Below are 22466 nucleotides of genomic sequence, written 5' to 3'. Positions count from 1 at the left end.
TCCGATTCCAGGCATTATCTACGGCCATATTCACCCTCAAGCTGCGCCGATATCTGCTTAGGCAGCCCGCTGCTCACCCAGAGGCAGCTTCATTGCTAATGCGGGGAATTCATCAGCTGTAATGGACTCTTTTTCTAGCAAAAGAACAACACCCTCTTCAATCTCCTTGCGTCGTTGTTTCAGGAGTTCGGTCGCGCGAGCAAAACCGTCAGCCACGAGATCGCGTGCTGCAATATCAATCTCGCGCGCGGTCGCTTCCGAAGCATTCGGTCGGTCCGTGCCTTTGACCGCCAGGAATGGATTGGGCGGCGGCAGGTAAGATCGTGCTCCCACCTCCGCCGCCATACCCTGGCGGGTCACCATGTCCAGCGCGATCTCCGTGGCTCGCTGCAGATCATCGGCAGCGCCTGTCGACACATCGCCGCCATAGAGCAGGGCTTCAGCGGCGCGCCCTCCCATCAGGACGGCAATCCGGTCACGAAGCTCCGTCGCAGTGATGAGGAACTTGTCCTCGGTCGGGCGCTGGATCGTGTAACCGAGGGCCCCGACTCCGCGCGGGATGATCGAGATGTTGAGCACGCGGTCGACCCTCGGAAGGCTGGCAGCTACGAGCGCGTGGCCGATCTCATGAACGGCCACACGCCGGCGCTCCTCCGGTCCAAGAACCCGGCTCTTCTTCTCCAAGCCGGCAACGATCCGCTCGATCGCGACCGTAAAGTCGTTGTAGTTGACGTCGGTTCCCTCGCGCCGGGTCGCGACGATAGCCGCTTCGTTCACAAGGTTAGCGAGATCGGCACCGGTAAAACCAACCGTGATGGCTGCGACGGCATCAAGGTCGAGATCGGATGCGGGCCTGACCTCAAATGTCCGGAAAACGCTTGCAACCGGACGTTCCTGACATGCGCCGTCATGGCCCGGAACGGGTCAGGACCTGAAGCGCAGAGCCTCGACCAACAGGGCGAAGGCCGGGGTGGGCTGGCGCCGGCTGGGGTAGTAAAGGTGGTAGCCTGGGAACGGCGGGCACCAGTCGGCGAGCACCCGCACCAGCCGGCCTTCATCGAGTCCCGTCCGGACCCGATCCTCGGGCAGGTAGGCCATGCCCAGGCCCGAGAGCGCCGCCTTGAGCGCCATCGACCCGGTGTTGACCACCAGCGGTCCCTCTACCCGGACGTTCAGCGCGCGCGAGCCCTTCTCGAACTCCCAGGCGTAGATGCCCCCTCGCGTCGGCAGGCGCAGGTTGATGCAGGCGTGGCCCGTCAGGTCCTCGGGCGTGCGGGGCTTCCGGCGCCCCTCGAAGTAGGACGGGGCGACCACCGCGGCCATGCGCATGTCGGGCCCGATGCGCACCGCCACCATGTCCTTCTCGACCTGCTCGCCGAGCCGCACTCCGGCGTCGTAGCGCTCGGCCACGATGTTGGTCAGGCCGTTGTCGACCACCACCTCCACGGTCACGTCCGGGTACTCGGGCAGCAGCCGCTCCAGCGTCGGCCAGATGATGCTCTCGGCCGCGTGCTCGCCTGCGGAGATGCGGACGTTGCCGGCCGGCTTCTCCCGGTACTTGGTCAGCGCGGCGAGCTCGGCGTCGATCTCGTCGAAGCGCGGCGCGAGCGTGCGCACCAGGCGCTCGCCCGCCTCCGTCGGCGAGACGCTTCGGGTGGTCCGGGTCAGGAGCCGGATGCCGAGGCGCGCCTCCAGCCCCTTGAGCGAGTGGCTCAGGGCCGACTGCGAGACTCCGAGCTTGGCCGCAGCGCGGGTGAAGCTGCCCTCGCGCGCGACCGCCAGGAAGGCGGCCAAGTCGTTCAGGTTCTCTCGTGCCATTGATGAGCCGTGCTCATAACCTCAATCGACACTACCCACCTAATCCGATTGGGGGGACAAGGCTAGCTTCCGTCTCGAACCCGCGCAGATCGCTTGGGCCCATCCGCGACCGCCAGCGCACCCCGCGCAATCGCGCGTGACACGCCTTCCCGCCTCACACGTGCCCGACGTCGGACGGAGCGAAACAATGAACGAAGATGCGACCGCCGACCGGGTGCTTGACGCCTATCTGGCGCTGATGGCCGACCGGCCGTTCGACCGGGTGTCGATGCGGATGGTGGCCGAAGCGGCCGGCATTTCGCTTGCGCAGCTACGCGCGACCTTCGCGTCCGAGGAAGCCTTGCTGGAGAGCTTCGCCGCCCGGGTGGACGGCGCGATGCTGGACCGCGTCGACGCACATCCATGGGCGGACGATCCCCGTGCGCGGATCGTCACCGCGATGCTGGCCCGTTTCGAGGTGCTGGCGCCGCTCAAGCCTGCAATCCGCTCGCTCCTCACAGGCGCCGCCGACCCCGCCACGGCCCTGTTCTTCGGTCGGGTCTCGGTCGAGGAACATCGCTGGACCTTAATCGCCGCAGGCCTGAACCACCGCGGACCGCGGGCGCGCAATCTCGCCGAGGCGGTCTCGCTCGCCTTCGTGACCGCGGCCGCGGCTTGGCTCGACGATGTGGACGTGGCGCTGCACCGTACCCGCACCGCCATCGAGCAGGCATTCGCTTACGACAGCGCCGCCCTCGCTACCTTCGACACCTTCGACCGTACCGAGTCGCTCCCGAGCGGGCGCTGAGACACCGGCATCGGGTCGGCGCGCAACCCTGCACCATCCGGCGAAGCTGAAGCGTACTCGGCGCAGCCAAGCGAACCGGACGAAGGTCAGGTCAATCCGGCACCTGCGTGCCATTGATGAGCACAACTCATAGCCTCAATCGACACTCCCCACCTAATTCGATGGGTGAGCGTGGGCTAGAGCCGCTCCCGATCAGGTTGAAGCGTAAGCATCATCCTCGTATCCAGCAGCTGTGAAGTAGTTGCGGCACTCAGCCGGCGAGAAGCATTTGAAGGCTTGGTGGATCGCCGCCCAGAGTTCACTGACACTGCGGGCCGCCGCCCTGCGCAACAGCGCTTTCAGCTTGGCGAAGGCCTGCTCAATCGGGTTGAACTCAGGTGAGTACGGAGGAAGATAAAGCAGCCGGGCCCCGGTTGCCGCGATCGCCTCGCGCACGCCGGCCACCTTGTGAGCGCCCAGATTGTCCAGGATCACGGTGTCGCCGGGTCTCAGGGTGGGGACCAGGGTGTCGGTCACGTAGGCGCGGAAGCGTTCGCCCGTCACAGGGCCGTCCAGCAGAGCGATCGCGTCAGGCCCGCTCGTGCGCAGCCCGGCAATCACAGTGGTGGTTTTCCAGTGCCCTGCGGGTGCCGCGAGGCGGCAACGCTCGCCGCGCGGGGCCCAGCCGTAGCGGCGGACCATGCTGGTGGTGGCGGCGGTCTCATCCAGGAACACCAGTCGCTCCGGATCCAGCTCAAGCTGGCCGGCAAACCACGCCTCACGAGCCGCCTTTACATCCTCCCGCTCCTGCTCAGCTGCGTACGTCGCCCTTTTTTCCGCGTGATGCGGTGCCGGGCGAAGAAGCGCGACAGGCTACTGCGGCTGACCGGAACGCCTTGCTCCTGGAGCGTCTCGCAGAGCTCATGCAGGAAGCTCTGCGGGTGGGCTTGGTAGGTCTGCAGGATGAGCTCGGCATGAGCCTCGATGCGCTGCGAGCGCTGGTCGCCGCCCATGGGCTTGGGCGTGACATCTCCCTGGCCCTCCTGCTGCCTGGACCAGCGGCTGACGCTGGCCACGCTGACCCCGAAGCGCGCGGCGGCCTGATGGCAGGAGGCGCCTTCTGCAACGGCCGAGACGACGCGCTGGCGCAGGTCGACAGACAAAGCTGAGGGCATGGGCCACCTCCGTTGAGCCGCCCCCCCGGGGACCGGCCAACGCGTTGCCATCACCACGGTTTCAACCCGCTCGGACCCCGCTCTAGCTTCCATCCCGTACCCGGTCGGCGTCCCCCGCCGCCCCCCGAAATGTCCAAGGCATCGAGCATCCGAATGGCAATGAACGTCCTGGGCTACGCCGCGCAGTCCGCCAAGGCGGCTCTCGTCCCCTACCGCTTCTACAGGCGCGAGCCGCGCGCTGACGACGTGGTTATCGAGATCCTCTACTGCGGCGTCTGTCATTCGGACCTGCACCACGTTCAGAATGATTGGGGCCGCAGCACCTACCCGCTGGTGCCGGGCCACGAGATCATCGGCCGCGTGACCGCGGTCGGGCCGGAGGTCACCCGCTTCAAGGCCGGCGACCGCGTCGGCGTCGGCTGCCTCGTGGATTCCTGCCGGCCTTGCTCGGCCTGCGGCCAAGGCCTGGAGCAGTATTGCGAGGAACTCCCGACCCTGACCTACGACGACAAGGACCGGCACGACGGCATGCCGACCTTTGGCGGCTACTCGGAGCGGATCGTCGTCTCGGACCGCTTCGTGCTCAGGATCCCGGACGCCCTCGACCTGGAAGGGGCCGCCCCGCTTCTGTGCGCCGGCATCACCACCTGGTCGCCGCTGCGGCACTGGAAGGTGGGCAAGGGCAGCAAGGTTGCCGTTGTCGGCCTGGGCGGGCTTGGCCACATGGCCCTGAAGCTCGCCAGCACGCTGGGCGCCAACGTCACCCTGTTCACCCGTTCGCCGGGCAAGGAGCAGGACGCGCGCTGCCTCGGCGCCGACCGCGTCGTGCTCTCAACCGACGAGGCGCAAATGGCCTCGGTTAAGGGCGAGTTCGACCTGATCATCGACACAGTCCCCTACGCCCACGACCTCAACCCATACATGCCGACGCTGGCCCTGAGCGGGACGCTCGTGCTGGTCGGCTATCTCGGGCCCCTGGAGCCCGCCGTGAACTCGGTGCCGATGATCATGGGCCGCAAGGCGGTGGCCGGCTCCGTCATCGGCGGCCTGCCCGAGACGCAGGAGCTGCTCGATTTCTGCGGCGAGCACGGCATCGTCTCGGACGTCGAGGTCATCCGGATCCAGGACATCAACGCCGCCTACGAGCGGATGCTGCGAAGCGACGTGAAGTACCGCTTCGTCATCGACATGGCCTCGCTCAAGGCCTGAGCGCGAGCCCGCGGCCGCCCTCTTGAGACTGCCGGCTGCCCCACACCCGAAATCGGAACGAGTGGCCCCTGCGGCTCTGTGAAGGATACTCACCATGAAGATGCGTAAACTCGGCCGGAGCGGCCTGGAGGTCTCGGCCATCAGCCTCGGCTGCATGGGCCTGAGCTTCGGCCTCGGGCCGGCCACCGACCGGGGCGAGGCCATCCGGGTCATTCGCACCGCAGTCGACCGCGGCGTGACCCTGTTTGACACCGCCGAAGCCTATGGCCCCTTCGCCAACGAGGATCTCGTCGGCGAGGCCCTGCAGCCGGTGCGCGACCGTGTCCTGGTCTGCACGAAGTTCGGCTTCGACATCAACGAGACGGGCGAGATGGTCGGCCTCAACAGCCGGCCCGAGCACATCCGGGTGGTCGTGGATGCCTCGCTCGAGCGCCTGCGCACCGACCGCATCGACCTCCTGTACCAGCACCGGGTCGACTCCTCCGTGCCGATGGAGGATGTGGCGGGCGCGGTGAGGGACCTCGTTGCCGCAGGCAAGGTCCGGCACCTCGGCCTGTCCGAGGCGAGCGCCGACAGCATCCGGCGCGCGCACGCGGTCCAGCCGGTCGCGGCGATCCAGGACCACTACTCGCTCTGGATGCGCGAGCCCGAGACGACGAAGTTCGCGGTCTGCGAGGAGCTCGGCATCGGCCTCGTCGCCTGGGGTCCGCTCGGCCAGGGCTTCCTGACCGGCGCCATCACCCGGGGCATGCGCTTCGACAACCCGAACGACTTGCGCAAGGATTTCCCGCGGTTCACCCCCGAGGCCCTGGAGGCGAACTTCAAGGTCGTCGACTTCCTGAAGGACCTCGCCGCCCGGAAGAACGCCACCCCGGCCCGGATCGCGCTCGCGTGGCTGCTCGCGCAGAAGCCATGGATCGTGCCGATCCCAGGAGGCACCAGGATCGAGCACCTCGACGACAATCTGCCGGCCGCCGACCTCGACCTGACGTCCGAGGACCTGCGCGAGATCGATGCCGCCTTCGCGGCAATCGACATCAAGGGCGCGCCCCTGTCCGAGGCACTCGACGCCGCCATCGACCGCTGACGGCCCCAGCGCCCGCCGCGCACGCGGGCGCCCGCTCCGATGCGCTCCCCTGTTGCCGCTTCGCCCCCTCACGGTGCGCGGGAGCGCCAGCGGCCGGGGCAAGCCTGCCCCGGCCGCACCGAGACAGCGAGGAATCGACCATGCGAACCCGCAAACTCGGCCCGCTGACCGTCTCCGAGATCGGTTACGGCACGATGAGCTTCGCGAACTACTACGGTGCCTCGCCCGGGCGCGCCGAGGCCATTCGGGTCATCCGCGGCGCGCACGAGCGCGGCGTCACGCACTTCGACACCGCCGAGGCGTACGGCCCCTTCACCAACGAGGACCTGGTCGGCGAGGCGCTGGGCCCCGTGCGGGGCGCAGTAACCATCGCCACCAAGTTCGGCTGGAACATCGACTCCGAGACCGGCGAGCGCCGCCCCGGTCTGAACAGCAAGCCGGCCCATGTGAAGCGGGCCGTCGAGGGCATGCTGAAGCGCCTCAGGGTCGAGACCATCGACCTGCTCTACCAGCACCGCGTCGACCCGGACGTGCCCATCGAGGACGTGGCCGGCGCCGTGAAAGACCTGATCGCCGAGGGTAAGGTCAAGCACTTCGGCCTCTCGGAGCCCGCCGCGCAGACGGTACGCCGGGCCCACGCCGTCCAGCCGGTGGCGGCCATCCAGAGCGAGTATTCGCTGTGGACCCGAGATCCCGAGCCGGAGATCCTGCCACTCTGCGAGGAGCTTGGCATCGGCTTCGTGCCCTGGAGCCCGCTCGGCGCGGGCTTCCTGACCGGCAAGGTCGATCCGAACGTGAGCCTCGACGCGTCCGACTTCCGGTCGAACTCGCCACGCTTCGCGCCGGAGGCGATGAAGGCCAACCAAGCCCTCGTGATGCTCCTCCAGCGCATCGCGGAGGCCAAGCAGGCGACGCCCGCCCAGATCTCCCTGGCGTGGCTGTTGGCGCGCAAGCCCTTCATCGTGCCCATCCCGGGAACGCGCCGGCTCGACCGCGTCGAGGAGAACCTCGGTGCGGCGCAGGTGACGTTAACCGCGGACGACGTGGGTGAGATCGAGGCGACCGCCTCGAAGATCACTATCGAGGGCGCCCGCCTGCCGCCCGCCGTCCTCCAGTTCTCCTACCGCTGATCGGCGCCAGGCGCCCAGTCGATCCCACACCTTCAATCAGGGAGCATTCCGCATGCATAAGCGGTCACTCGGTAGCCTCGACGTCTCGGCAATTGGCTTGGGCTGCATGGGCCTCAGCATGAACTACGGCCCCGCCACGGATGTGAAGGAGGGGGTCGACCTCATCCGGGCGGCGTTCGACCGCGGCGTCACCCTCTTCGACACCGCGGAGGTCTACGGCCCCTTCACCAACGAGGAACTCGTCGGACAGGCGCTCGCCCCGGTCCGCGACCGGGTCGTCATTGCCACGAAGTTCGGTTTCGCCATCGATCCGCAGACCCGCGAGCGCCGCGGCCTCGACAGCCGCCCGGGGCATATCCGCGAGGTCGTTGAGGCTTCGCTGAAGCGACTGCGAACCGACCGGATCGACCTGCTCTACCAGCACCGCGTCGATCCGGAGGTGGCCATCGAGGACGTGGCCGGGACGGTCAAGGACCTGATCGCGGAGGGCAAGGTGCTTCACTTCGGGCTGTCCGAGGCCGGCGCCGGCACGATCCGCCGCGCCCACGCCGTGCAGCCGGTCGCAGCCGTCCAGAGCGAGTATTCCCTCTGGGCGCGGGATCCCGAGGCCGAGGTGCTGCCGGTATGCGAGGAGCTCGGCATCGGCTTCGTGCCGTGGAGCCCGCTCGGCCAGGGATTCCTCACCGGCAAGGTCGATCCCAACGCGACCTTCGACAAGTCCGACGTCCGGTCCTGGTTTCCGCGCTTCACCCCGGAGGCGATGAAGGTCAACCAGGCGCTCGTCGATCTGCTGAACCGCATCGCGGAGCGCAAGCAGGTCACCTCCGCCCAGATCGCCCTGGCTTGGCTGCTGGCGCAGAAGCCGTGGATCGTGCCGATCCCGGGCACGCGCAAGCTCCACCGCCTGGAGGAAAACCTCGCCTCCGCGGACGTCTCGCTCTCGGCCGACGACCTGCGCGAGATCGAGGACGCGGCCTCGAAGATCGAGGTGCTGGGTGCCCGCGGGACCGGCCAGGAAACCTACGGCTGACGAGCCTCACCGACCTCCGTCGCCGGCCCGAGCACGGGACCGGCGGCGGCCGAGGCATCCGCACGGGGGGATGTCCCCTTCACGGCACGAGAGGACCGCCGCTTGACCAACGTCTTGATCCTCGGGGCACACGGGCAGATCGCTCGGGTGGCCCCCGATCTCTTCCTGAAGGGGACCGACGTCGGCCTGACGCTCTACCTGCGCAACGCGCGGCGACTGTGCGACCTTGCCGGCAACGCCCGCGCGCGCGTGGTGGAAGGCGACGTGCTCGACGAGGTGCCCTGATCCAGATCATGGTCGGGCAGGACGTCGTCTACGCCAACCTCGCCGGGCCGATGGAGCGGCAGGCGCAGACCATCGTGCGAGCGATGGCCGCGGCCGGTGTCCGGAGGCTGATCTTCATCGCCTCGATGGGCATCTACGACGAGGTGCCGGGCGAGCGGTACGGGAGCGTCCTCGACCCGTACCGCAAGTCGGCCGCGGTCATCGAGGCGTCCGACCTCGACTACACGGTCCTCCGGCCCGCCTGGTTGAACGACCGCGACGTCATCGCCTACGGCACGACCGAGAAGGGCGAACCCTTCGCGAACGCGACCAAGACCGTTTCGCGCAAGAGCGTGGCCGACCTCGTGGTCAGGCTCGCGACCACGCCCGGCCTCCAGCCGCGAGCCAGCCTCGGCGTCCACGGGTTGGCCTGAGGCCCGTACGTTCCCGCCGCATTGATGAGCCTAGCTCATAGCCTCATGCGGGTTTGGCCACCTAATTAGAGGTCCGTCTGAAGGCTACCTTCATCTGACTTCTGGAGCGCGGCCTCGGCCGGCGTCCGGGACAGCGAAGGTGAAGCAGATGGACATCAAGCGCAGCGGCTCGCAGCCGTCGGCCAAGGGGCCAGCCGAGTATTTCACCGGTTCGGTCCACATCGACGCCCCCTTCCAAGGTACCGAGCCGGCCCGAGTCGGCGGGGCGACCGTGACCTTCGAGCCCGGGGCGCGGACGGCTTGGCACACCCACCCGCTCGGCCAGACCCTCATAGTGGTGTCCGGTCTGGGCTGGGCCCAGCGCGAGGGCGGGCCGGTCAAGGAGATCCGGCCTGGCGACATCGTCTGGTTCGCGCCCGGCGAGAAGCACTGGCACGGCGCCACCGCCACGACGGACATGAGCCATGTCGCCATCGCGGAGAAGCTCGACGGCAAGTCCGTCGACTGGATGGAGCAGGTCACGGACGCGCAGTACCGCGCCTGACCGCCCCGTCGTCAGGAGACAAGCACAGGGATACATCATGAAGAAGCGCACACTGGGCCGGAGCGGCCTGGACGTCTCGGCCATCGGCTTCGGCTGCATGGGCCTGGACTTCGGCTACGCGACCAAGGTCAGCAAGGCGGAGGGCGTCACGCTCATCCGGCAGGCGGTCGAGCGCGGCGTCACACTCTTCGACACGGCGGAGGTCTACGGACCCTTCACCAACGAGGAGATGGTCGGCGAGGCCCTGCGGCCGGTCCGCGACCAGGTCGTCATCGCGACGAAGTTCGGGTTCGCCATTGACCCCGAGACCGGAAAGCAGACCGGCATGGACAGTCAGCCCGCGCACATCCGCGAGGTCGCGGACGCCTCCCTCAAGCGGCTCGGCATCGACGTCATCGACCTGTTCTACCAGCACCGGGTCGACCCGAGCGTACCCATCGAGGACGTGGCTGGTGCGGTGAAGGACCTGATCGCGGCGGGCAAGGTCCGGCACTTCGGCCTGTCGGAGCCGGGCGCGCAGACGGTGAGGCGGGCTCACGCGGTGCAGCCGGTCACCGCGCTGCAGAACGAGTATTCCCTCTGGACCCGGGGGCCTGAGACCAACGGCATCCTGGAGGCCTGCGAGGAGCTCGGCATCGGGCTCGTGGCCTACAGCCCGCTCGGCAAGGGATTCCTGACCGGTGCCATGGGCAAGGACACGAAGCTCGGCGAGGGCGACTTCCGCTCCATGCTCCCGCGTTTCACGCCCGACGCGATGGAGAAGAACCAGGCGCTGGTCGATCTGCTCAAGCGTATCGCCAACGAGAAGGGCGCCACCCCGGCTCAGGTCGCACTGGCGTGGCTCCTCTCTCGCGAGCCCTGGATCGTACCCATTCCCGGCACGACCAAGCTGCACCGTCTGGAGGAGAACCTCGCCACGGCGGACCTTGATCTCTCCGTAGCCGACCTCGTCGAGATCGAACGCGCGGCGGCCGAGATCCAGGTCGAGGGCGAGCGCTACCCCGAGCAGCTCATGGCCACCGTCGGACGCTGAGCGAACCGCTACCGGGTGCGCCACCGCGGTGCGCCCGCCTTCAAGAAACGGGTCGGAGTTCATGCTGACGACCACACAAGCCGAACGGCTCACGGGCCCGGAATCCGGTGGCACGACCCAGACGGGTGCCGGAGCACCGCCACAGGCCGTGGCCGCCCACCATAGCTGGCAGGTGCTCGGGGTGCTCAGCGCCCTGATGGGCTTCGCCTCGATCTCGACCGACCTCTACCTGCCGGCCCTGCCGACCATGGCCACCAGCCTAGGCTCGGACACCGGCACAATGGAGCTCACCGTCGCCGGCTACCTGGTCGGCTTCAGCCTTGGGCAGCTTCTCTGGGGACCGCTCGGCGACCGGCATGGGCGTCGCGGGCCGGTGGCCATCGGGCTCCTCCTGTTCGTGCTGGGCTCTGCCGGCTGCGCACTCTCCTGGACGGCCACCCAGATGATCGCATGGCGGGTCGTACAGGCGGTCGGCGCCTGCGCAGGCGTTGTGCTCGCCCGAGCCATGGTCCGCGACCTCTACGCCGGCAACCGCGCGGCCTCGATGTTCTCGACGCTGATGACCGTCATGGCCGTGGCGCCGCTGCTCGGGCCGCTCCTCGGCGGGCAGGTGCTCGCGCTTGCCGGCTGGCGGGCGATCTTCTGGGTGCTGGTCGGGGTCGGCCTGGTGACGCTCGCCGCGCTGGCGACAATGCCCGAGACATTGCCGGCGGCACGGCGCAACCGCGAGCCGCTGGCCCGCGCCTTCGCGCGCTACGGCAGCCTGCTGCGCGAGCCGCGGCTCCTCGGCTATGCCGGTGCCGGTGGCTTCTTCTACGGCGGGATGTACGCCTACATCGCAGGCTCGCCTTTCGCCTACATCACCTACAACCACGTGCCGCCGCAGCTCTACGGGCTCCTGTTCGGGGCCGGCATTGTCGGCATCATGGTCACCAACCTCGTGAACGCACGGCTGGTGACCCGCCTCGGCGGCGACCGGCTGCTCGCCTGGGGCGCGGTTGGGGCAGCCCTGTCCGGAGTGGCCCTGGCCGTCGCGGCGGGAACGGGCTGGGGCGGTCTCGCAGGGCTGGTGGTGCCGCTGTTCGGCTTCATCGCAGCGACCGGCTTCATCGTTGCCAACTCGGTTGCCGGGGCGCTCGCCGGCTTCCCGGAACTCGCCGGAGCCGTCTCGGCCCTGGTTGGCGCGATCCATTACGGCAGCGGCATCCTCGGCGCCGGGCTCGTTGGTGCCTTCGCCGACGGGACGCCATGGCCGATGGGCTGGGTCATCGCCCTTGCCGGCCTGGGGAGCGCGATATGTGCTCGCCTGACCAAGGCGGCCTGATCGCCATCCGCCTGGACATAACGACAACAATAGGGAGCCTAGGCTCATGCGTCCCAAGATCATCTGCCACATGGTGAGCTCGGTCGACGGGCGCCTCCTCGTCGGGCGTTGGACGCCGCCGGCCAAAGGCATCGAGGCCGGTCTGCTCCACCGCCACTACGAGGAGGTCGCCGGATGTCTCAACGGCGAGGGCTGGATCGTGGGCCGTACGACCATGGCCGAGATCGCCAAAGGCAAGCCGAGGACCCTGGCCGCCATCCCGGCCGAACTGCGCGGGACCCATGTCGCAGACAGGAAAGGGCGCGACCTGGCCGTCGCCATCGACCCGCACGGCAAGGTCCACTACGGGCAGGACGACGTCGGCGGCGACCACGTCGTGGCGGTCCTGGGAGAGGGTGTCACGGACGCTTACCTCGCCGAGCTCCGGGAGGACGGTGTATCATACCTGTTCGCTGGCCCGGATGGACACGACTTGGCCGGTGCCATGGCCACCCTCGGAGAGGTCTTCGGCGTGGGCACGCTGCTCCTGGAGGGCGGCGGTGCCATCAACGGCGCTTTCCTCAAGGCCGGCCTGATCGACGAGGTCAGCCTGCTCGTGCATCCGGCCATCGACGGCCTCGCGGGCGTGCCGAGCATCTTCGATTATCGTGGTGCCCCCGACGAAAAGCCCGCGGCCGGCCGGGCGCTCCGGCACTTCCGTACCGAAACCCTGGATGGTGGCACCGTCTGGCTTCGCTACCGGGTCGAGGACGCCCCAGCCTCGTGAGGGCCCCATCAGCGCTCAACGGCGAGTTCCGGCTCGGGTGGAGGCTGTCGTCTAATCGCCTCGCATAAAGCAAGTCCTTTTTGGATTGTCGGGCCGTCGTTTGCCGGGAGCACGGTCGTCTTCGCGGTCGGCATGAGCCGCCGCATGATGGGGCTTCGCAGGATGAACCTTCCGATGTGTGAAGCGCACTCGATGGACCGGTCTGGATCTCACGGTGCAACAGCCTAGGCGGAATGGTTCGCCCACGTCCCGGCAGGGACGCCTCGACGCGCCTTCGGGACGCGACAAGCTGGGGTGTTCTGGGATCAGGCCATGGCAGCCTTCGCACGGTAGGAGTGGCCGGACTTCAGCATGGCGTGCATGACGACGGCCAGCTTGCGCGCGACCGCCACGGCGGCGCGCTTGAAGCCGAGCCGCTCGCGCAGCTTCAGTCCCCAGGCTCGCAGGTCGCTGTCCACCTGGCTACGCGTCAGGAGAACGGTCGCCGCCTCGTAGAGAAGCCCTCGCATATGGGCGTCTCCTCTCCGGGAGATATGCCCGTCATAGTCGACCTCGCCCGACTGATAGCGCCGCGTCGTCAACCCGAACCAGGCGGCGACGGAGCGGGACGATCGGAAGTTGGCGGGATCCTCGATCGCGGTCACGAAGGCGGTCGCGGTGATCGCCCCGATCCCGGGAATCGCCATCAGCCGCTGGCAGGCTTGGCTCTGCCGTGCACCGGCCAGAAGCTGGCGTCCGAGCTCCGCTGCTCGACGGCGAACCGCGTTCCAGGCCTCAAGCAGCGGAAGGATGACGCGAGCCAGACCGTGATCGCCCGACAGGAGACGTCGAACCTCCGCCTCGAACGATCCGCCCTTTGCGCCCGGCACGATCAAGCCGAACGTCTTCATCAGGCCGCGGATCTGATTGGATAGCTCGGTCGTCACCTGCACGAGCTTGCTGCGCGCGGCGACAAGCGTTCGCACGAGCAGGCTGTCGTATCCCTTCACCCGCACTTCGCGGAAGAAGCCGACCTCGGCCAGATGGGCCAGCCCGTCGGCATCGTTGGCGTCGGTTTTGTTGGCGGCCATGTCGAGCGCGGCCTTGGCATGGCGCGCGTCGATGCAGATCGCTGGCAAGCCTTCGGCGCGCAGCGCGTGGTAGAACCAAACTGACAAAGGACCCGTCTCAAATACGATCCGTTGGGCTTCGGGCGCATGCTTGCGCAGCACCCTGGCAATGACGGCAGGATCGGAAGCGCACCTGCCGCGCCAAACACGCTTGCCGTCCCGCCGCACGCTGAGCGCCGTCTCTTTCAGGGACACGTCGAGACCGATATACTCACCCATGGTTGTTCTCCGCTCGATGCATGGGCCCGGCGTCCAGTCGTGAGCCCGCAACTTCATCCTGCCGGGGAACAACCACCGCTTCCATTGTAGGCCGCGTCACTCCGGCCCGAGGGGGAACGCTCCCGCGATTACCCCATGTGTGAAAACCGCATTTCATCTGAACAGCGCAGTAGGATTTTCCCCGATCTGGCCCGTGCGTAGATGGGCATATGCTCTCGACCCAAGCCATCGCTCCAGGGAGAGGAGATCCTTCTACAGGCGCGCGAGCGTCGGTCGTTTTCACGCAGTCTCGGTGGGAAGCAGACTTTCTCCTACCCGAGCGGCACCCGGCTTTCTCTGGCCAGGATCGGGTACACCAGATGGCTCCTTAATCTGATCTGCCTCAAAGCGGCGACGGCGTATCGCTGCCAGTCTATGGTCTTCTTGCGCGTGCGGAGGCGGCCTGATGAGTGAGCGCATCGTCGTAATCGGCGCGTCCTTGAGCGGCATCGATGCCCTGCGTCTGCTGATCGCGAGTCTCCCGGCGGACTTTCCCGCGCCGGTCCTCCTGTCAGCACGTCGCGTCACACAGCCCCGGTCTGCTGCCGCAGATCCTGACTGAGGCCGGTAAGCTCAAGGCTACGCACCCGAAAGCACCCCAGGTGTTGGAGCCGGGAGCCATCTATGTCGCTCCCCCGGATCGGCACATGCTCGTTGAGAAGGGCTACGTGCGCCTGTCCCACGGGCCGCACGAGAACTTCGCGCGTCCGGCAGTCGATGCGCTTTTCCGGTCAGCGGCTGTTGCTTATGGCCCGGCCGTCATTGGCGTCGTGCTGACGGGGCAACTCGACGACGGAACGGCCGGGCTTCTGGCGATCAAAGACCGTGGTGGCACCGCGATCGTTCAAGAGCCTTCCGAAGCAGCCGCGCCTTCTATGCCGAGCAGCGCGCTGCGGCACGTCCCGGTGGACCACCGATGCGGGCTCGCTGAAATGGCCGGGCTGCTGACCCGGCTCGCCTGCGACGATCCGAGCGGTGCGGCGTCCGAAGCCGACACCCAGGCGCTTATCGAGACCGAGAACAGGATCGCCCAGGGGGTGTTCAGAGTGGAGGACTGGTGGAACTTCGAGCAGATGAGCACGCCCTCGGGCTACAACTGCCCGACGTGCCGAAGCGCGGTCTATGAGGTGAATGACAAACGGCTGTTGCGGTTCCGCTGCCGCTCCGGGCACGCCTTCTCAGCGCGGAGCCTGCTAAGCGGGCAGGCCGATGCACGCAAAAACCTCCTGTCGTCGGTCTTCGGAGTGCTGGTCGAGGAGACGGGCTTGTCACGTTTCCGAGCATCGCGGCTTGCGGCGGTTGATGGGGCGGCGTAGCCGTTCGGCATGACCCCGCCCTCCTACGCTGGCTACCGCTTCCCGCCTGACATCATCCAGCGCGCCGTCTGGCTCTATCTTCGCTTCACCCTCACCTACCGCGATGTGGAGGAACTCCTGGCCGAGCGCGGCATCACCGTCGCCTACGAGAGTATCCGGCGTTGGGTGCTGCTTCGGTCCCGCCATTGCGCATCGGCTGCGCGCCTCTCGCCCGAAGCCGCACGGGCGATGGCACCTGGACGAGGTGTTCGTGCACATCGCCGGCCGGCAGATGTACCTGTGGCGAGCCGTCGATGCGGAAGGCGAGGTGCTGGATGTGCTGGTCCAGGCTAAACGGGACAAGCGAGCCGCCCAGAAGCTGATGCGCAAGCTGCTGAAGAAGCAGGGCATGGCACCCGAGGCGTGGTCACGGACAAGTGCCCGGCCTACGGCGCTGCGCTTCGTGAGATGAAACTGACCCGGGTGGATCACGTCCAGCGCAAGCGAGCGAACAACCGGGCGGAGAGCTCGCATGTGCCGGTGCGACGACGAGAGGCGAAGTTGCAGGGCTTCAAGTCGCCCAGCTCAGCCCAGCGGTTCTTGTCCATGCACGCGGCCACCTACAACGTCTTCACTATTCCCCGTTACCTCGTCTCGTCCCGCACGCATCGGCACTTCCGAGCCGAGGCGTTCGCGACGTGGCGCAGTGCAGCTGGCGTGGCGGCCTGAAAGGGGCCAGCGCAGGTTTTCTCGCGGCCGCGTCCGACAACGTGACAAGCCCCGCCTACCGCTTGAGAACCGCCCAAAGGTGAGCCGAGTCGGACCTGAGAGGCCGACCCGGCAGTGTCGCGGAGCGAGGTAGGAACCCGCGAGGCCGCGTGCTGTCTCCACCCGGATCGGGGCGACACGACAGCAATACTCGAACGCACGGAGCCGGGCTGCCACATGTGCGAACACGCGCGACCTTTCGCCTTCGATGGCAACGATAATAATTTGTAATGATTGATGGCGATCCAGAAACTCCAGAGAAGCGGCACAGAAACAGTAAATATTTGGTCAGTTTAATCTAATGACAATTCGGCTTCTACTTACACCTTTCACCTTGTGAAGGTCAGCACATACCGCTGGCTTGACCAAAGCACTAAGGAGAATGCCATGCGTATACTCACTTCTGAGGAGCTTGGACACGTTTACGGTGCCGGTAGCTCGTACAGCCATGATGGCCAGAAAAAGCAACATCATGGCTCCAAGTCCAAGTCCAAGGAAAAGAAGCACGCTTCTAAGTCGAAGGACCACAAGAAGCAGAATTACTGTGCTTAACCCTTAAGTGAGTTACAGGGTCAGTTCTCCCTAGTGAGTTCACGTAGTTTTGGTTCCCCCATAGACTGGAGCAGAGCCTCCTCCGGGGTTCTGCTCTTTTTCGTGCGATCACAGCGCCGGCTGGATCTCCGCCTACGCAATCATCGGCTCGATCGCCTTCTTCGGAGAGCGGCCATTGTCGTTCAGACCCATACTGGGGCTTATGCACGGCTGATCCGGCTATCCGCCGACGACCAGGGTAACCCGGAAGATCCCTTGTCTGCCGCAGTTGGCCAAGTACCGTCCTATCCACGCGGGTGAAGCAGGCCACGACCGGGTACCCCCGATCAGCGGCGGGGCAGCGCCGCCCACCCGATCCATAAACTGCCTTACGCGTAGCGCGTCGCCTCGCGCGAGCGAGAGGTAATCCAGCCAGCAGGACAAAAGGAAAAGCCGCCCTTGCGGAGCGGCCCGAGGTTTAGGGAGGAGCATGCCCCGCTGCGATGCCAACGCGGCGGGTCATCTGCGTTGTGCCATGCTGCGGTGTGCGCCGCTTGATCTGATGGGGCTCGGTCATCGCCGGAGCCCGCCCGGCCTCGCCGTGGCGGGCAATTTCGTTGCCGGGGATGATGTGCTCTTCTTCGCTTCTCTTCGAGTCGTTTCCATAGCCCGCCCGGTTCGCCGTGGCGGGCTTTCTTTTCGTTTCAGTGGGTCTCATCCGGCCACGGCACGTTCCGCCCGGCCACCTTGTAGCGGGCCAGCAGCGAACGTCGGCTATCAGCTTTCTCAGGGAGCGTCGCCGCTCAATCGGGAAGCGAGGAGAAACAAGGTGCGTCCGCGCTGATCCTCACCGATCGGCACAGTGGCGCCCTTGACCGTCAGCTGCCCGGCGATGCGGATGAGAAGCGCGGGCCCCTGACCGGCAGGAAGGGCATCGGCTTGCTCGCGCACGGCACGAACCCAATCCACGATCCTGCTGCTGAGGTCGGCGCCGGGCGTCGCCTGGGCCGCAGACGCAATCGAGTCCGCCTCCCGCACGTACCGTGAGACGAGGTCGTCAACGTCCGGCATGGGCGTCACCAATTTATAGGCGGGCTTTTCTCGTTTGGGACGTCAGAGGCTCTGGTTCCAGACAGTCGCCCACGCGCCTGACCACACCCCCGCGAAGGAAACCGCATACGCGCCTCAGGCTGGCTCCCGTTTGGGCCGATCCTTCTCGGTGGCTGAAACGAAATCCGCGAGTGGGAACGGTCTACCGCTTGGCGGCGTGATGAAGACCTGACCGATGCCCTCCCGCTGCAGCACGCGGCCCGTCGCAATAGCCGCCTCGGCTGTCTCTCGGCGTAAATAGAGCGGCCCGATAAGCGTCTCAACCGTGACGGTGAACGTGTCCATTGAGCAAAGGTAGCTCGGCTTCGTTGCGAGACGATGTCTGCGTGTTCGTGCTGCAGATTGGCCATATGCTTTCAGCGCATGCCGCCAATCTCCTCCCCAACCCTGTACGAAATTCGCAAGCCGCACGGACTGCCGCCACCCTGCTGTCCGGGCAGCTCTTGTGAAGGTTCCATTGGATGTTGGCCAGCGGCACGCGAGCGGCCATCATCGCACCGATCCGGGCTCTGCTCGCCCCGACGCCGTCCCCGGATCGGGCCGATCTCCCACCCGCCCGCGACAAGCAGCAGGCACCTGCCCATCCCTGCTGCGGCGGCCGCCTGCTCATCGTCGAGCGCTTCCGCTGCGGCGAGACCCCGCGCCTTAGCCCGATCCGCGCCGTCAGGATCGACACGTCATGAGCTCTCATCCGAACGCGACCCTGATGCTGGATCGACCCGCGGTGCGCCTCCCCAGCTTGGAGGCGCAAGCCTGCGCTCGTGTCGCCGTGCCCAATCCGCTGCGGGTGCCCTCGTGCGAGGGATCCGGAGAGTGCGGCCGGAGCGCCGTCTGCCGATCCTGAGCGCAGCCCGGCAGGCTGCGTGCACCGCCTCGGCGCCCCGCACACCTTCGCCGACAGCCCGGACGCCCTGCTCAATCGCCATAGCTCGTTCGGCACGCGTAGCCCGGTGTTCCGCGGTTTCCTTCCCTGGAGGCGTTCGGACGCCGGCCCTCCGTCGCGTCAGATCCGTCCCACTCAGGCCGGCATCCGAAACCCTTCACAATAGCGGACCTTGTAGCGGCGTGCGTCCCAGCATCGAGCGCAGCTGCGATCCGGCTCGCCGCGTCACGGTGCCTCAATGGCTCATCAGGCAGCAGACGGGCGAAGCGGCCAGCAGGTCGCGAGTGACACCGCCGAAGATCCATTCGCTCAGGCGGCCGTGACCGTAGGCGCCCGTGACGATCAGATCGGCCCCCAGCTCCGAGGCTGCATCGACGAGCGCCCGGGAGGTCGCGTCGCCGGCGGCGTCCACGCGCACGTTGGTCGCCGCGACGCCGTGAGCTTTCAGGAGAGAGACGACATCCCCTCCATCCGCCGCGCCCTGCCCCTCATCGACGGACACGACCGCGACGTGCGACGCCCGCCTCAGGAACGGCAGCGCGTCCGACACGGCGCGGCGCGCCTCTCTGGTGTTCTTCCAGCCGATCACCACGCGCTTGGCAACGAGGTGATCGATCTCTGGCGGCACCACGAGCAGGGGCCGTCCCAGACGCATGACGGCATCGCCCGGATCGAACGCGAACAGCGGTGGGCCGGTGCCTTCCTCGCGTCCGGCCACGACGAGGTCGGCGGTGGCCGCCTGCGCGATCAGGAAAGACAAGGGGAAGTCGAGGTTCGAGCGCCACTCGACGCGGCTGCGCGTGCCGGCTCCCTCCTCGAAGGCCGCATGGACCATACTCAGGTCATTCAGGATGATCTCGCTCGAGGCGGCGAGGGCGTAGGCGCTGGCCGCGGTCGCTCCGAGAGGCGGCACCGCGTAGGCGGGCTGCTCCGCTGCGACGCCGATCAGGCGCGCGCCGAACTGGTCGGCCAGATGGCCGGCCAGCCGCACGCGGTTGCGCGCCTGCGGGGCGAGGTCGACGGCCACCATGATGCTCGCGTAGGACATCGACGATCTCCCTCCCGAAGTCTCGTTCCAGGGAGACGTGCTGCCGGGCACGGCGGGGCCGGTCTGCGGATCGGCCAGCCCCGGTGGGCGGCTCACGTCACCTTCAGTTGTCGACCACGGCCCGCACCCGGAGCCGACCACGCGGCGTTCTCGACGAGGTTGCGCTCGTACAGACCATGCACCTTGCCGTCGAGGATCACCTTCGCGTCCTTGACGGTAACCTTGAACGCGTCCGCCTCGACCTCAGCGTTCCGCTGCAGCGCCGCGACGATCGTCGCGCGCAGTCGGCTGCGCTCGCCTTCGGGATCACCTCGATCAGGTTGATGATGCCCGCCAAGCCGGCAAGCCGCATCTGGGCGGCGCGTGCCTCCTCCTGGTACTGCCATTCGACCTGGCCCGTGAGGGTCACCCAGCCGTCCTGCACCTTCACCTGCACGGTGTTCTTCGGGACGGTGGCGGACCAGTCGAGCATCTGCACCGCGCGCTGGGCGAGATCTTCGTCGCGGGGGAGTGTCTGGCCGGCGAGGCGGACCTTGATCTCCTCGACGCCGCCGCGCACGCCGCGCACTTTCCTCACCGCCCTCTCGGCGGCGGTCCGCTCGGCGTAGGTGTCGACGTAGCCGGTCAGCGTGACGATGCCGTTCTCCACGGCGACGCCGATATTGGCCGCGTCGATGCTCGGGTCGAAGCCGAGTTCTTCGATGACGTCCTGGCGGATGGCCTTGTCGCTCATCGCAACCTCTATCGTCCTGTCGAGAGAGCGTCAGCGCCGCATTCGGTCACATCGGAATGGCTGCTACGCTAGGCTTTCATTTGTGCTGCATGTCCTGCGACGAGCCGGTATCTCGACCCGCTGGACAATGGTTCTGTGAGAGAGCCTAAGCAGAGTGGTTTGGGCTTCTCAACGGATGGGAGCCGTGATTCGGTTGGCCTGACGATCAGGCGCTGCTCGCCGCCGGGCTCAATCGCGGCGGCCGGTCAGGCGGCCTCGGCGGGAGCGGCCCGGGGCTCGGCGCTGAGCGGGCAGGCGGCGCTGCAGGCCGTCGCGCAGGTCGCGTGAACCTCGGCGAGCGCCCGCGAGAGGATGCCGCGAATCGTGCGCGCGCAGCGCCCGCATTTCGGGCTGCAGCCCAGGCAGGCATAGACCTGGGCCGGTGTACGGGGGCAGCCCGGGCCGGGATGAAGGCACGCGCGCACTTGGCCGTCGGAGAAGACGTTGCAGGAACAGACGATCATGCTGAGGATCGAGGCACCCGGTTCGCAGAGCATCCGGCTGCTGCACCGGACCCTCCTAGATTAGAATTCTTGAAAACTGCAGCACTTTCAACACGTTAGTGGGACCGTCAGGATTCCACAAGCGCGGCGGCCGGCCTGCGACGGAATCACCCCGATGGCCGCGCCGGGGCCACCTTCAGCGACCTCGATGATCTTGACGCGGCCATCGCCAAGGCGGCGGCTCTCAATCTTGATCGTCTCGCCGCCTGGTTCTCGCAGCGCCCGCTCGCGTCCACGTGCATCTCACGCTTCAAGGCTCTCACCGCGTAGCTGTCGAATTCGCCAGCAGTATCCGGTCGTTTTCTGGACACCATTCATCACCTGGCCGATCAAGCGAGCTGAATTGCTCGCGCTCAGTCAGCCTCGCGCGAAGACAAACACTGCCCGGCGGCCCAAGCGGTCGATGAAGGTCACTCCGAGTATGTTTGCCGCACCGCATCCCAGCGCTTCACGGCCACGGTGCCGTTGCTGATGACGAAGCGCATCAGATCCTCTCCAACCGCGAGCGGTCCGGAGTAGGTGCGCCGGGTGGCTGCTTCGATCTGTGCCACATCCGGAGTAGTTGTCGAACCGCGAGCCGTGAGCTGAATGATGTGCGTGTAGGCCGCGAGCTTCGGCTTGGCCCGCGAGAACACCGTGCCCGCCTCCTCCGGCGAGGTGTGGTGCTCCATGACCGCTCGGTTTTCGAGTGTGGTTCTGCTCGCGCACGGTCCACGCCCCCGCGAACCCGAAGCCCTTGCGCAACCACAGCATGGCCTCGAAGCCCTGGATCGTGCGCCGCCCCGTGGTGAACGAGCGGAACCCGCCCACGCGGGGCATCGGCCGCTTGACCCGGAAGTGGTCGCTCTCGATCCCTTGCTGCAGGTGCTTGGTGACGTGGTGGGTCGGTGCCCGGGGCAGCAGACCCTCCTCGTGGCTTTCGGCGATGGCCGGCGGGTAGGGGCCGGCTCCATCGGTGCCGATGCGATCCGGCGCGAGCAGCGGCTCCTCCTTGAGCATCTTGCGGAAGAAGCGCTTGGCGGCGTCCAGGTCGCGGTGGGCGGTGAGGAGGAAGTCGACCGGCTCCCCGTGCTTGTCGATGGCGCGGTACAGGTAGCGCCACTGGCCCCGGATGCAGATGTACGTTTCGTCGACGCGCACCGATCCGCAATGCGGTTTGCGGAGCATGCGTAAGCGGCGCTCGATGGCCGGCGCGTAGGCGAGCACCCAGCGATTGAGGGTGGAGTGATCCACCTCCAGGCCGCGTTCGAGCAGCATCTCCTCGATGTCGCGGTAGCTCAGGGCGTAGCGCAGATACCAGGAGACAGCTTGGACGATGAGCGTGGCCTCGAAGTGCCGGCCCTTGAAGTCGCCGCGAGCTTGGCGCTTCAGCTTGAGGGCGAGGGCGTTGAGGATCATGGGCCGGCTCCGGGGCGGAGGCGGCAAGCTGGGCTGGTATGCCTAATGGCTGGTGAACGTCATCGCGTTTGCGACAGGCCCGCCGTGACCGGCGGCCGCTGCCTGCTGAGCAGCGCAGTCTGCGGATCCAGAGGTGCTCTACGCGCAGGTGTATGGCGACCGCCAAACCCCGAACGGCGGCAGCGAGTATCACGATGAGTTCGGGCAAGGG

General features: G+C 67.1%; 21 protein-coding genes and 4 pseudogenes. 14 read left to right on the top strand and 11 right to left on the bottom strand.

The genetic code is table 11. The annotated features are described in order from the left end of the window. Window positions 1-57 precede the first annotated feature (57 nt). Window positions 58-816 carry an ATP-dependent metallopeptidase FtsH/Yme1/Tma family protein gene (locus MNOD_RS29105; RefSeq protein WP_083786601.1) on the bottom strand — a complete coding sequence of 253 codons (759 nt, stop codon included), beginning with the start codon at window positions 814-816 and terminating at the stop codon, window positions 58-60. A gap of 108 nt (window positions 817-924) precedes the next feature. Beyond that, window positions 925-1818 carry a LysR family transcriptional regulator gene (locus MNOD_RS29100; RefSeq protein WP_015932555.1) on the bottom strand — a complete coding sequence of 298 codons (894 nt, stop codon included), beginning with the start codon at window positions 1816-1818 and terminating at the stop codon, window positions 925-927. Window positions 1819-2005: 187 nt separating this feature from the next. Between MNOD_RS29100 and MNOD_RS29095 the strand changes: the two genes are divergently transcribed. Then, window positions 2006-2605: a TetR/AcrR family transcriptional regulator gene (locus tag MNOD_RS29095; RefSeq protein WP_015932554.1), complete on the top strand. Its 600-nt coding sequence runs from the start codon at window positions 2006-2008 to the stop codon at window positions 2603-2605. Between the two features lie 192 nt (window positions 2606-2797). On the opposite strand, the gene MNOD_RS44165 is transcribed toward MNOD_RS29095, so the two are convergent. Beyond that, a protein-coding gene (locus MNOD_RS44165; protein WP_076611772.1) for an IS630-like element ISMno11 family transposase occupies window positions 2798-3759 on the bottom strand; the annotation gives its coding sequence in 2 pieces (ribosomal slippage) (window positions 2798-3420 and window positions 3420-3759; 963 coding nt in all). A 153-nt stretch (window positions 3760-3912) separates the two neighbouring features. Here MNOD_RS44165 and MNOD_RS29080 point away from each other — a divergent pair. The 10 genes from MNOD_RS29080 to MNOD_RS29040 all read left to right on the top strand — a co-directional run bounded on the left by MNOD_RS29080 (window position 3913) and on the right by MNOD_RS29040 (window position 12580). Next, on the top strand, window positions 3913-4968 hold the full coding sequence (locus MNOD_RS29080) for an NAD(P)-dependent alcohol dehydrogenase (RefSeq protein ID WP_015932553.1): 1056 nt from the start codon (window positions 3913-3915) through the stop codon (window positions 4966-4968). A gap of 94 nt (window positions 4969-5062) precedes the next feature. Continuing rightward, on the top strand, window positions 5063-6055 hold the full coding sequence (locus MNOD_RS29075; protein ID WP_015932552.1) for an aldo/keto reductase: 993 nt from the start codon (window positions 5063-5065) through the stop codon (window positions 6053-6055). A gap of 140 nt (window positions 6056-6195) precedes the next feature. Further along, entirely contained in the window at window positions 6196-7185 is a 990-nt protein-coding gene (locus tag MNOD_RS29070) for an aldo/keto reductase (RefSeq protein WP_015932551.1), read from the top strand. Window positions 7186-7237: 52 nt separating this feature from the next. After that, window positions 7238-8215: an aldo/keto reductase gene (locus MNOD_RS29065; RefSeq protein ID WP_015932550.1), complete on the top strand. Its 978-nt coding sequence runs from the start codon at window positions 7238-7240 to the stop codon at window positions 8213-8215. Window positions 8216-8317: 102 nt separating this feature from the next. After that, window positions 8318-8500 carry an NAD(P)H-binding protein gene (locus tag MNOD_RS48340; protein WP_198157551.1) on the top strand — a complete coding sequence of 61 codons (183 nt, stop codon included), beginning with the start codon at window positions 8318-8320 and terminating at the stop codon, window positions 8498-8500. 8 nt (window positions 8501-8508) lie between these two features. Then, the gene (locus tag MNOD_RS29060; RefSeq protein WP_198157550.1) at window positions 8509-8913 is read left to right on the top strand and encodes an NAD(P)H-binding protein; all 405 of its coding nucleotides are present in this window, start codon (window positions 8509-8511) and stop codon (window positions 8911-8913) included. A 148-nt stretch (window positions 8914-9061) separates the two neighbouring features. Next, window positions 9062-9457 carry a (R)-mandelonitrile lyase gene (locus MNOD_RS29055; protein WP_015932549.1) on the top strand — a complete coding sequence of 132 codons (396 nt, stop codon included), beginning with the start codon at window positions 9062-9064 and terminating at the stop codon, window positions 9455-9457. Window positions 9458-9494: 37 nt separating this feature from the next. Then, on the top strand, window positions 9495-10490 hold the full coding sequence (locus MNOD_RS29050) for an aldo/keto reductase (protein WP_015932548.1): 996 nt from the start codon (window positions 9495-9497) through the stop codon (window positions 10488-10490). A gap of 61 nt (window positions 10491-10551) precedes the next feature. Further along, window positions 10552-11814 (top strand): multidrug effflux MFS transporter, encoded by a 1263-nt coding sequence (locus tag MNOD_RS29045; protein WP_015932547.1) that lies wholly within the window; start codon window positions 10552-10554, stop codon window positions 11812-11814. 46 nt (window positions 11815-11860) lie between these two features. Next, window positions 11861-12580, top strand: a complete 720-nt coding sequence (locus MNOD_RS29040) for a dihydrofolate reductase family protein (RefSeq protein ID WP_015932546.1) — start codon at window positions 11861-11863, stop codon at window positions 12578-12580. A 305-nt stretch (window positions 12581-12885) separates the two neighbouring features. Here the strand turns inward: MNOD_RS29040 and MNOD_RS29035 are convergent, their stop codons facing one another. Next, complete coding sequence (locus MNOD_RS29035) at window positions 12886-13908, bottom strand: IS110-like element ISMno14 family transposase (protein WP_015926997.1); 1023 nt, start codon at window positions 13906-13908, stop codon at window positions 12886-12888. Between the two features lie 445 nt (window positions 13909-14353). Here MNOD_RS29035 and MNOD_RS41815 point away from each other — a divergent pair. Both MNOD_RS41815 and MNOD_RS29025 read left to right on the top strand, forming a co-directional pair. Continuing rightward, window positions 14354-15263: pseudogene (locus MNOD_RS41815) on the top strand (chemotaxis protein CheB). A 9-nt stretch (window positions 15264-15272) separates the two neighbouring features. After that, window positions 15273-15971: pseudogene (locus MNOD_RS29025) on the top strand (IS6 family transposase). A 1356-nt stretch (window positions 15972-17327) separates the two neighbouring features. On the opposite strand, the gene MNOD_RS29020 reads toward MNOD_RS29025, so the two are convergent. Both MNOD_RS29020 and MNOD_RS29015 read right to left on the bottom strand, forming a co-directional pair. After that, a complete protein-coding gene (locus MNOD_RS29020; RefSeq protein ID WP_015932545.1) occupies window positions 17328-17612 on the bottom strand; it encodes a hypothetical protein in 285 nt (94 codons plus the stop codon). Window positions 17613-17726: 114 nt separating this feature from the next. Further along, entirely contained in the window at window positions 17727-17936 is a 210-nt protein-coding gene (locus MNOD_RS29015; RefSeq protein ID WP_015932544.1) for a hypothetical protein, read from the bottom strand. 164 nt (window positions 17937-18100) lie between these two features. Here MNOD_RS29015 and MNOD_RS29010 point away from each other — a divergent pair. Next, window positions 18101-18334: pseudogene (locus MNOD_RS29010) on the top strand (IS91 family transposase); the annotation flags it as partial. A 435-nt stretch (window positions 18335-18769) separates the two neighbouring features. Here the strand turns inward: MNOD_RS29010 and MNOD_RS29005 are convergent. From MNOD_RS29005 to MNOD_RS28990, 5 genes and pseudogenes are all read right to left on the bottom strand, one after another. Then, the gene (locus tag MNOD_RS29005; RefSeq protein ID WP_015932542.1) at window positions 18770-19582 is read right to left on the bottom strand and encodes a universal stress protein; all 813 of its coding nucleotides are present in this window, start codon (window positions 19580-19582) and stop codon (window positions 18770-18772) included. A gap of 92 nt (window positions 19583-19674) precedes the next feature. Next, window positions 19675-19842, bottom strand: a complete 168-nt coding sequence (locus tag MNOD_RS50350) for a BON domain-containing protein (protein ID WP_341874498.1) — start codon at window positions 19840-19842, stop codon at window positions 19675-19677. After that, complete coding sequence (locus MNOD_RS29000) at window positions 19779-20315, bottom strand: BON domain-containing protein (protein ID WP_015932540.1); 537 nt, start codon at window positions 20313-20315, stop codon at window positions 19779-19781. The genes MNOD_RS50350 and MNOD_RS29000 overlap by 64 nt, the downstream gene beginning before the upstream one ends. 245 nt (window positions 20316-20560) lie before the next feature. Then, window positions 20561-20818, bottom strand: a complete 258-nt coding sequence (locus MNOD_RS28995; RefSeq protein ID WP_015928207.1) for a (2Fe-2S)-binding protein — start codon at window positions 20816-20818, stop codon at window positions 20561-20563. A gap of 732 nt (window positions 20819-21550) precedes the next feature. Then, window positions 21551-22255: pseudogene (locus MNOD_RS28990) on the bottom strand (IS6-like element ISMno37 family transposase); the annotation flags it as partial. Window positions 22256-22466 lie beyond the last annotated feature (211 nt).

The organism is Methylobacterium nodulans ORS 2060 (assembly GCF_000022085.1).
Lineage (GTDB): Bacteria > Pseudomonadota > Alphaproteobacteria > Rhizobiales > Beijerinckiaceae > Methylobacterium > Methylobacterium nodulans.
This window is presented reverse-complemented; position numbering and strand designations above follow the sequence as displayed.

What these genes read in the sequence shown, in the direction of transcription:
- MNOD_RS29100 (WP_015932555.1), bottom strand. Translation starts at nt 1,818, where the DNA reads ATGGCACGAGAGAACCTGAACGACTTGGCCGCCTTCCTGGCGGTCGCG.
- MNOD_RS29095 (WP_015932554.1), top strand. Translation starts at nt 2,006, where the DNA reads ATGAACGAAGATGCGACCGCCGACCGGGTGCTTGACGCCTATCTGGCG.
- MNOD_RS29080 (WP_015932553.1), top strand. Translation starts at nt 3,913, where the DNA reads ATGGCAATGAACGTCCTGGGCTACGCCGCGCAGTCCGCCAAGGCGGCT.
- MNOD_RS29075 (WP_015932552.1), top strand. Translation starts at nt 5,063, where the DNA reads ATGAAGATGCGTAAACTCGGCCGGAGCGGCCTGGAGGTCTCGGCCATC.
- MNOD_RS29070 (WP_015932551.1), top strand. Translation starts at nt 6,196, where the DNA reads ATGCGAACCCGCAAACTCGGCCCGCTGACCGTCTCCGAGATCGGTTAC.
- MNOD_RS29065 (WP_015932550.1), top strand. Translation starts at nt 7,238, where the DNA reads ATGCATAAGCGGTCACTCGGTAGCCTCGACGTCTCGGCAATTGGCTTG.
- MNOD_RS29060 (WP_198157550.1), top strand. Translation starts at nt 8,509, where the DNA reads ATGGTCGGGCAGGACGTCGTCTACGCCAACCTCGCCGGGCCGATGGAG.
- MNOD_RS29055 (WP_015932549.1), top strand. Translation starts at nt 9,062, where the DNA reads ATGGACATCAAGCGCAGCGGCTCGCAGCCGTCGGCCAAGGGGCCAGCC.
- MNOD_RS29050 (WP_015932548.1), top strand. Translation starts at nt 9,495, where the DNA reads ATGAAGAAGCGCACACTGGGCCGGAGCGGCCTGGACGTCTCGGCCATC.
- MNOD_RS29045 (WP_015932547.1), top strand. Translation starts at nt 10,552, where the DNA reads ATGCTGACGACCACACAAGCCGAACGGCTCACGGGCCCGGAATCCGGT.
- MNOD_RS29040 (WP_015932546.1), top strand. Translation starts at nt 11,861, where the DNA reads ATGCGTCCCAAGATCATCTGCCACATGGTGAGCTCGGTCGACGGGCGC.
- MNOD_RS29035 (WP_015926997.1), bottom strand. Translation starts at nt 13,908, where the DNA reads ATGGGTGAGTATATCGGTCTCGACGTGTCCCTGAAAGAGACGGCGCTC.
- MNOD_RS29020 (WP_015932545.1), bottom strand. Translation starts at nt 17,612, where the DNA reads ATGCCGGACGTTGACGACCTCGTCTCACGGTACGTGCGGGAGGCGGAC.
- MNOD_RS29015 (WP_015932544.1), bottom strand. Translation starts at nt 17,936, where the DNA reads ATGGACACGTTCACCGTCACGGTTGAGACGCTTATCGGGCCGCTCTAT.
- MNOD_RS29005 (WP_015932542.1), bottom strand. Translation starts at nt 19,582, where the DNA reads ATGTCCTACGCGAGCATCATGGTGGCCGTCGACCTCGCCCCGCAGGCG.
- MNOD_RS29000 (WP_015932540.1), bottom strand. Translation starts at nt 20,315, where the DNA reads ATGAGCGACAAGGCCATCCGCCAGGACGTCATCGAAGAACTCGGCTTC.
- MNOD_RS28995 (WP_015928207.1), bottom strand. Translation starts at nt 20,818, where the DNA reads ATGATCGTCTGTTCCTGCAACGTCTTCTCCGACGGCCAAGTGCGCGCG.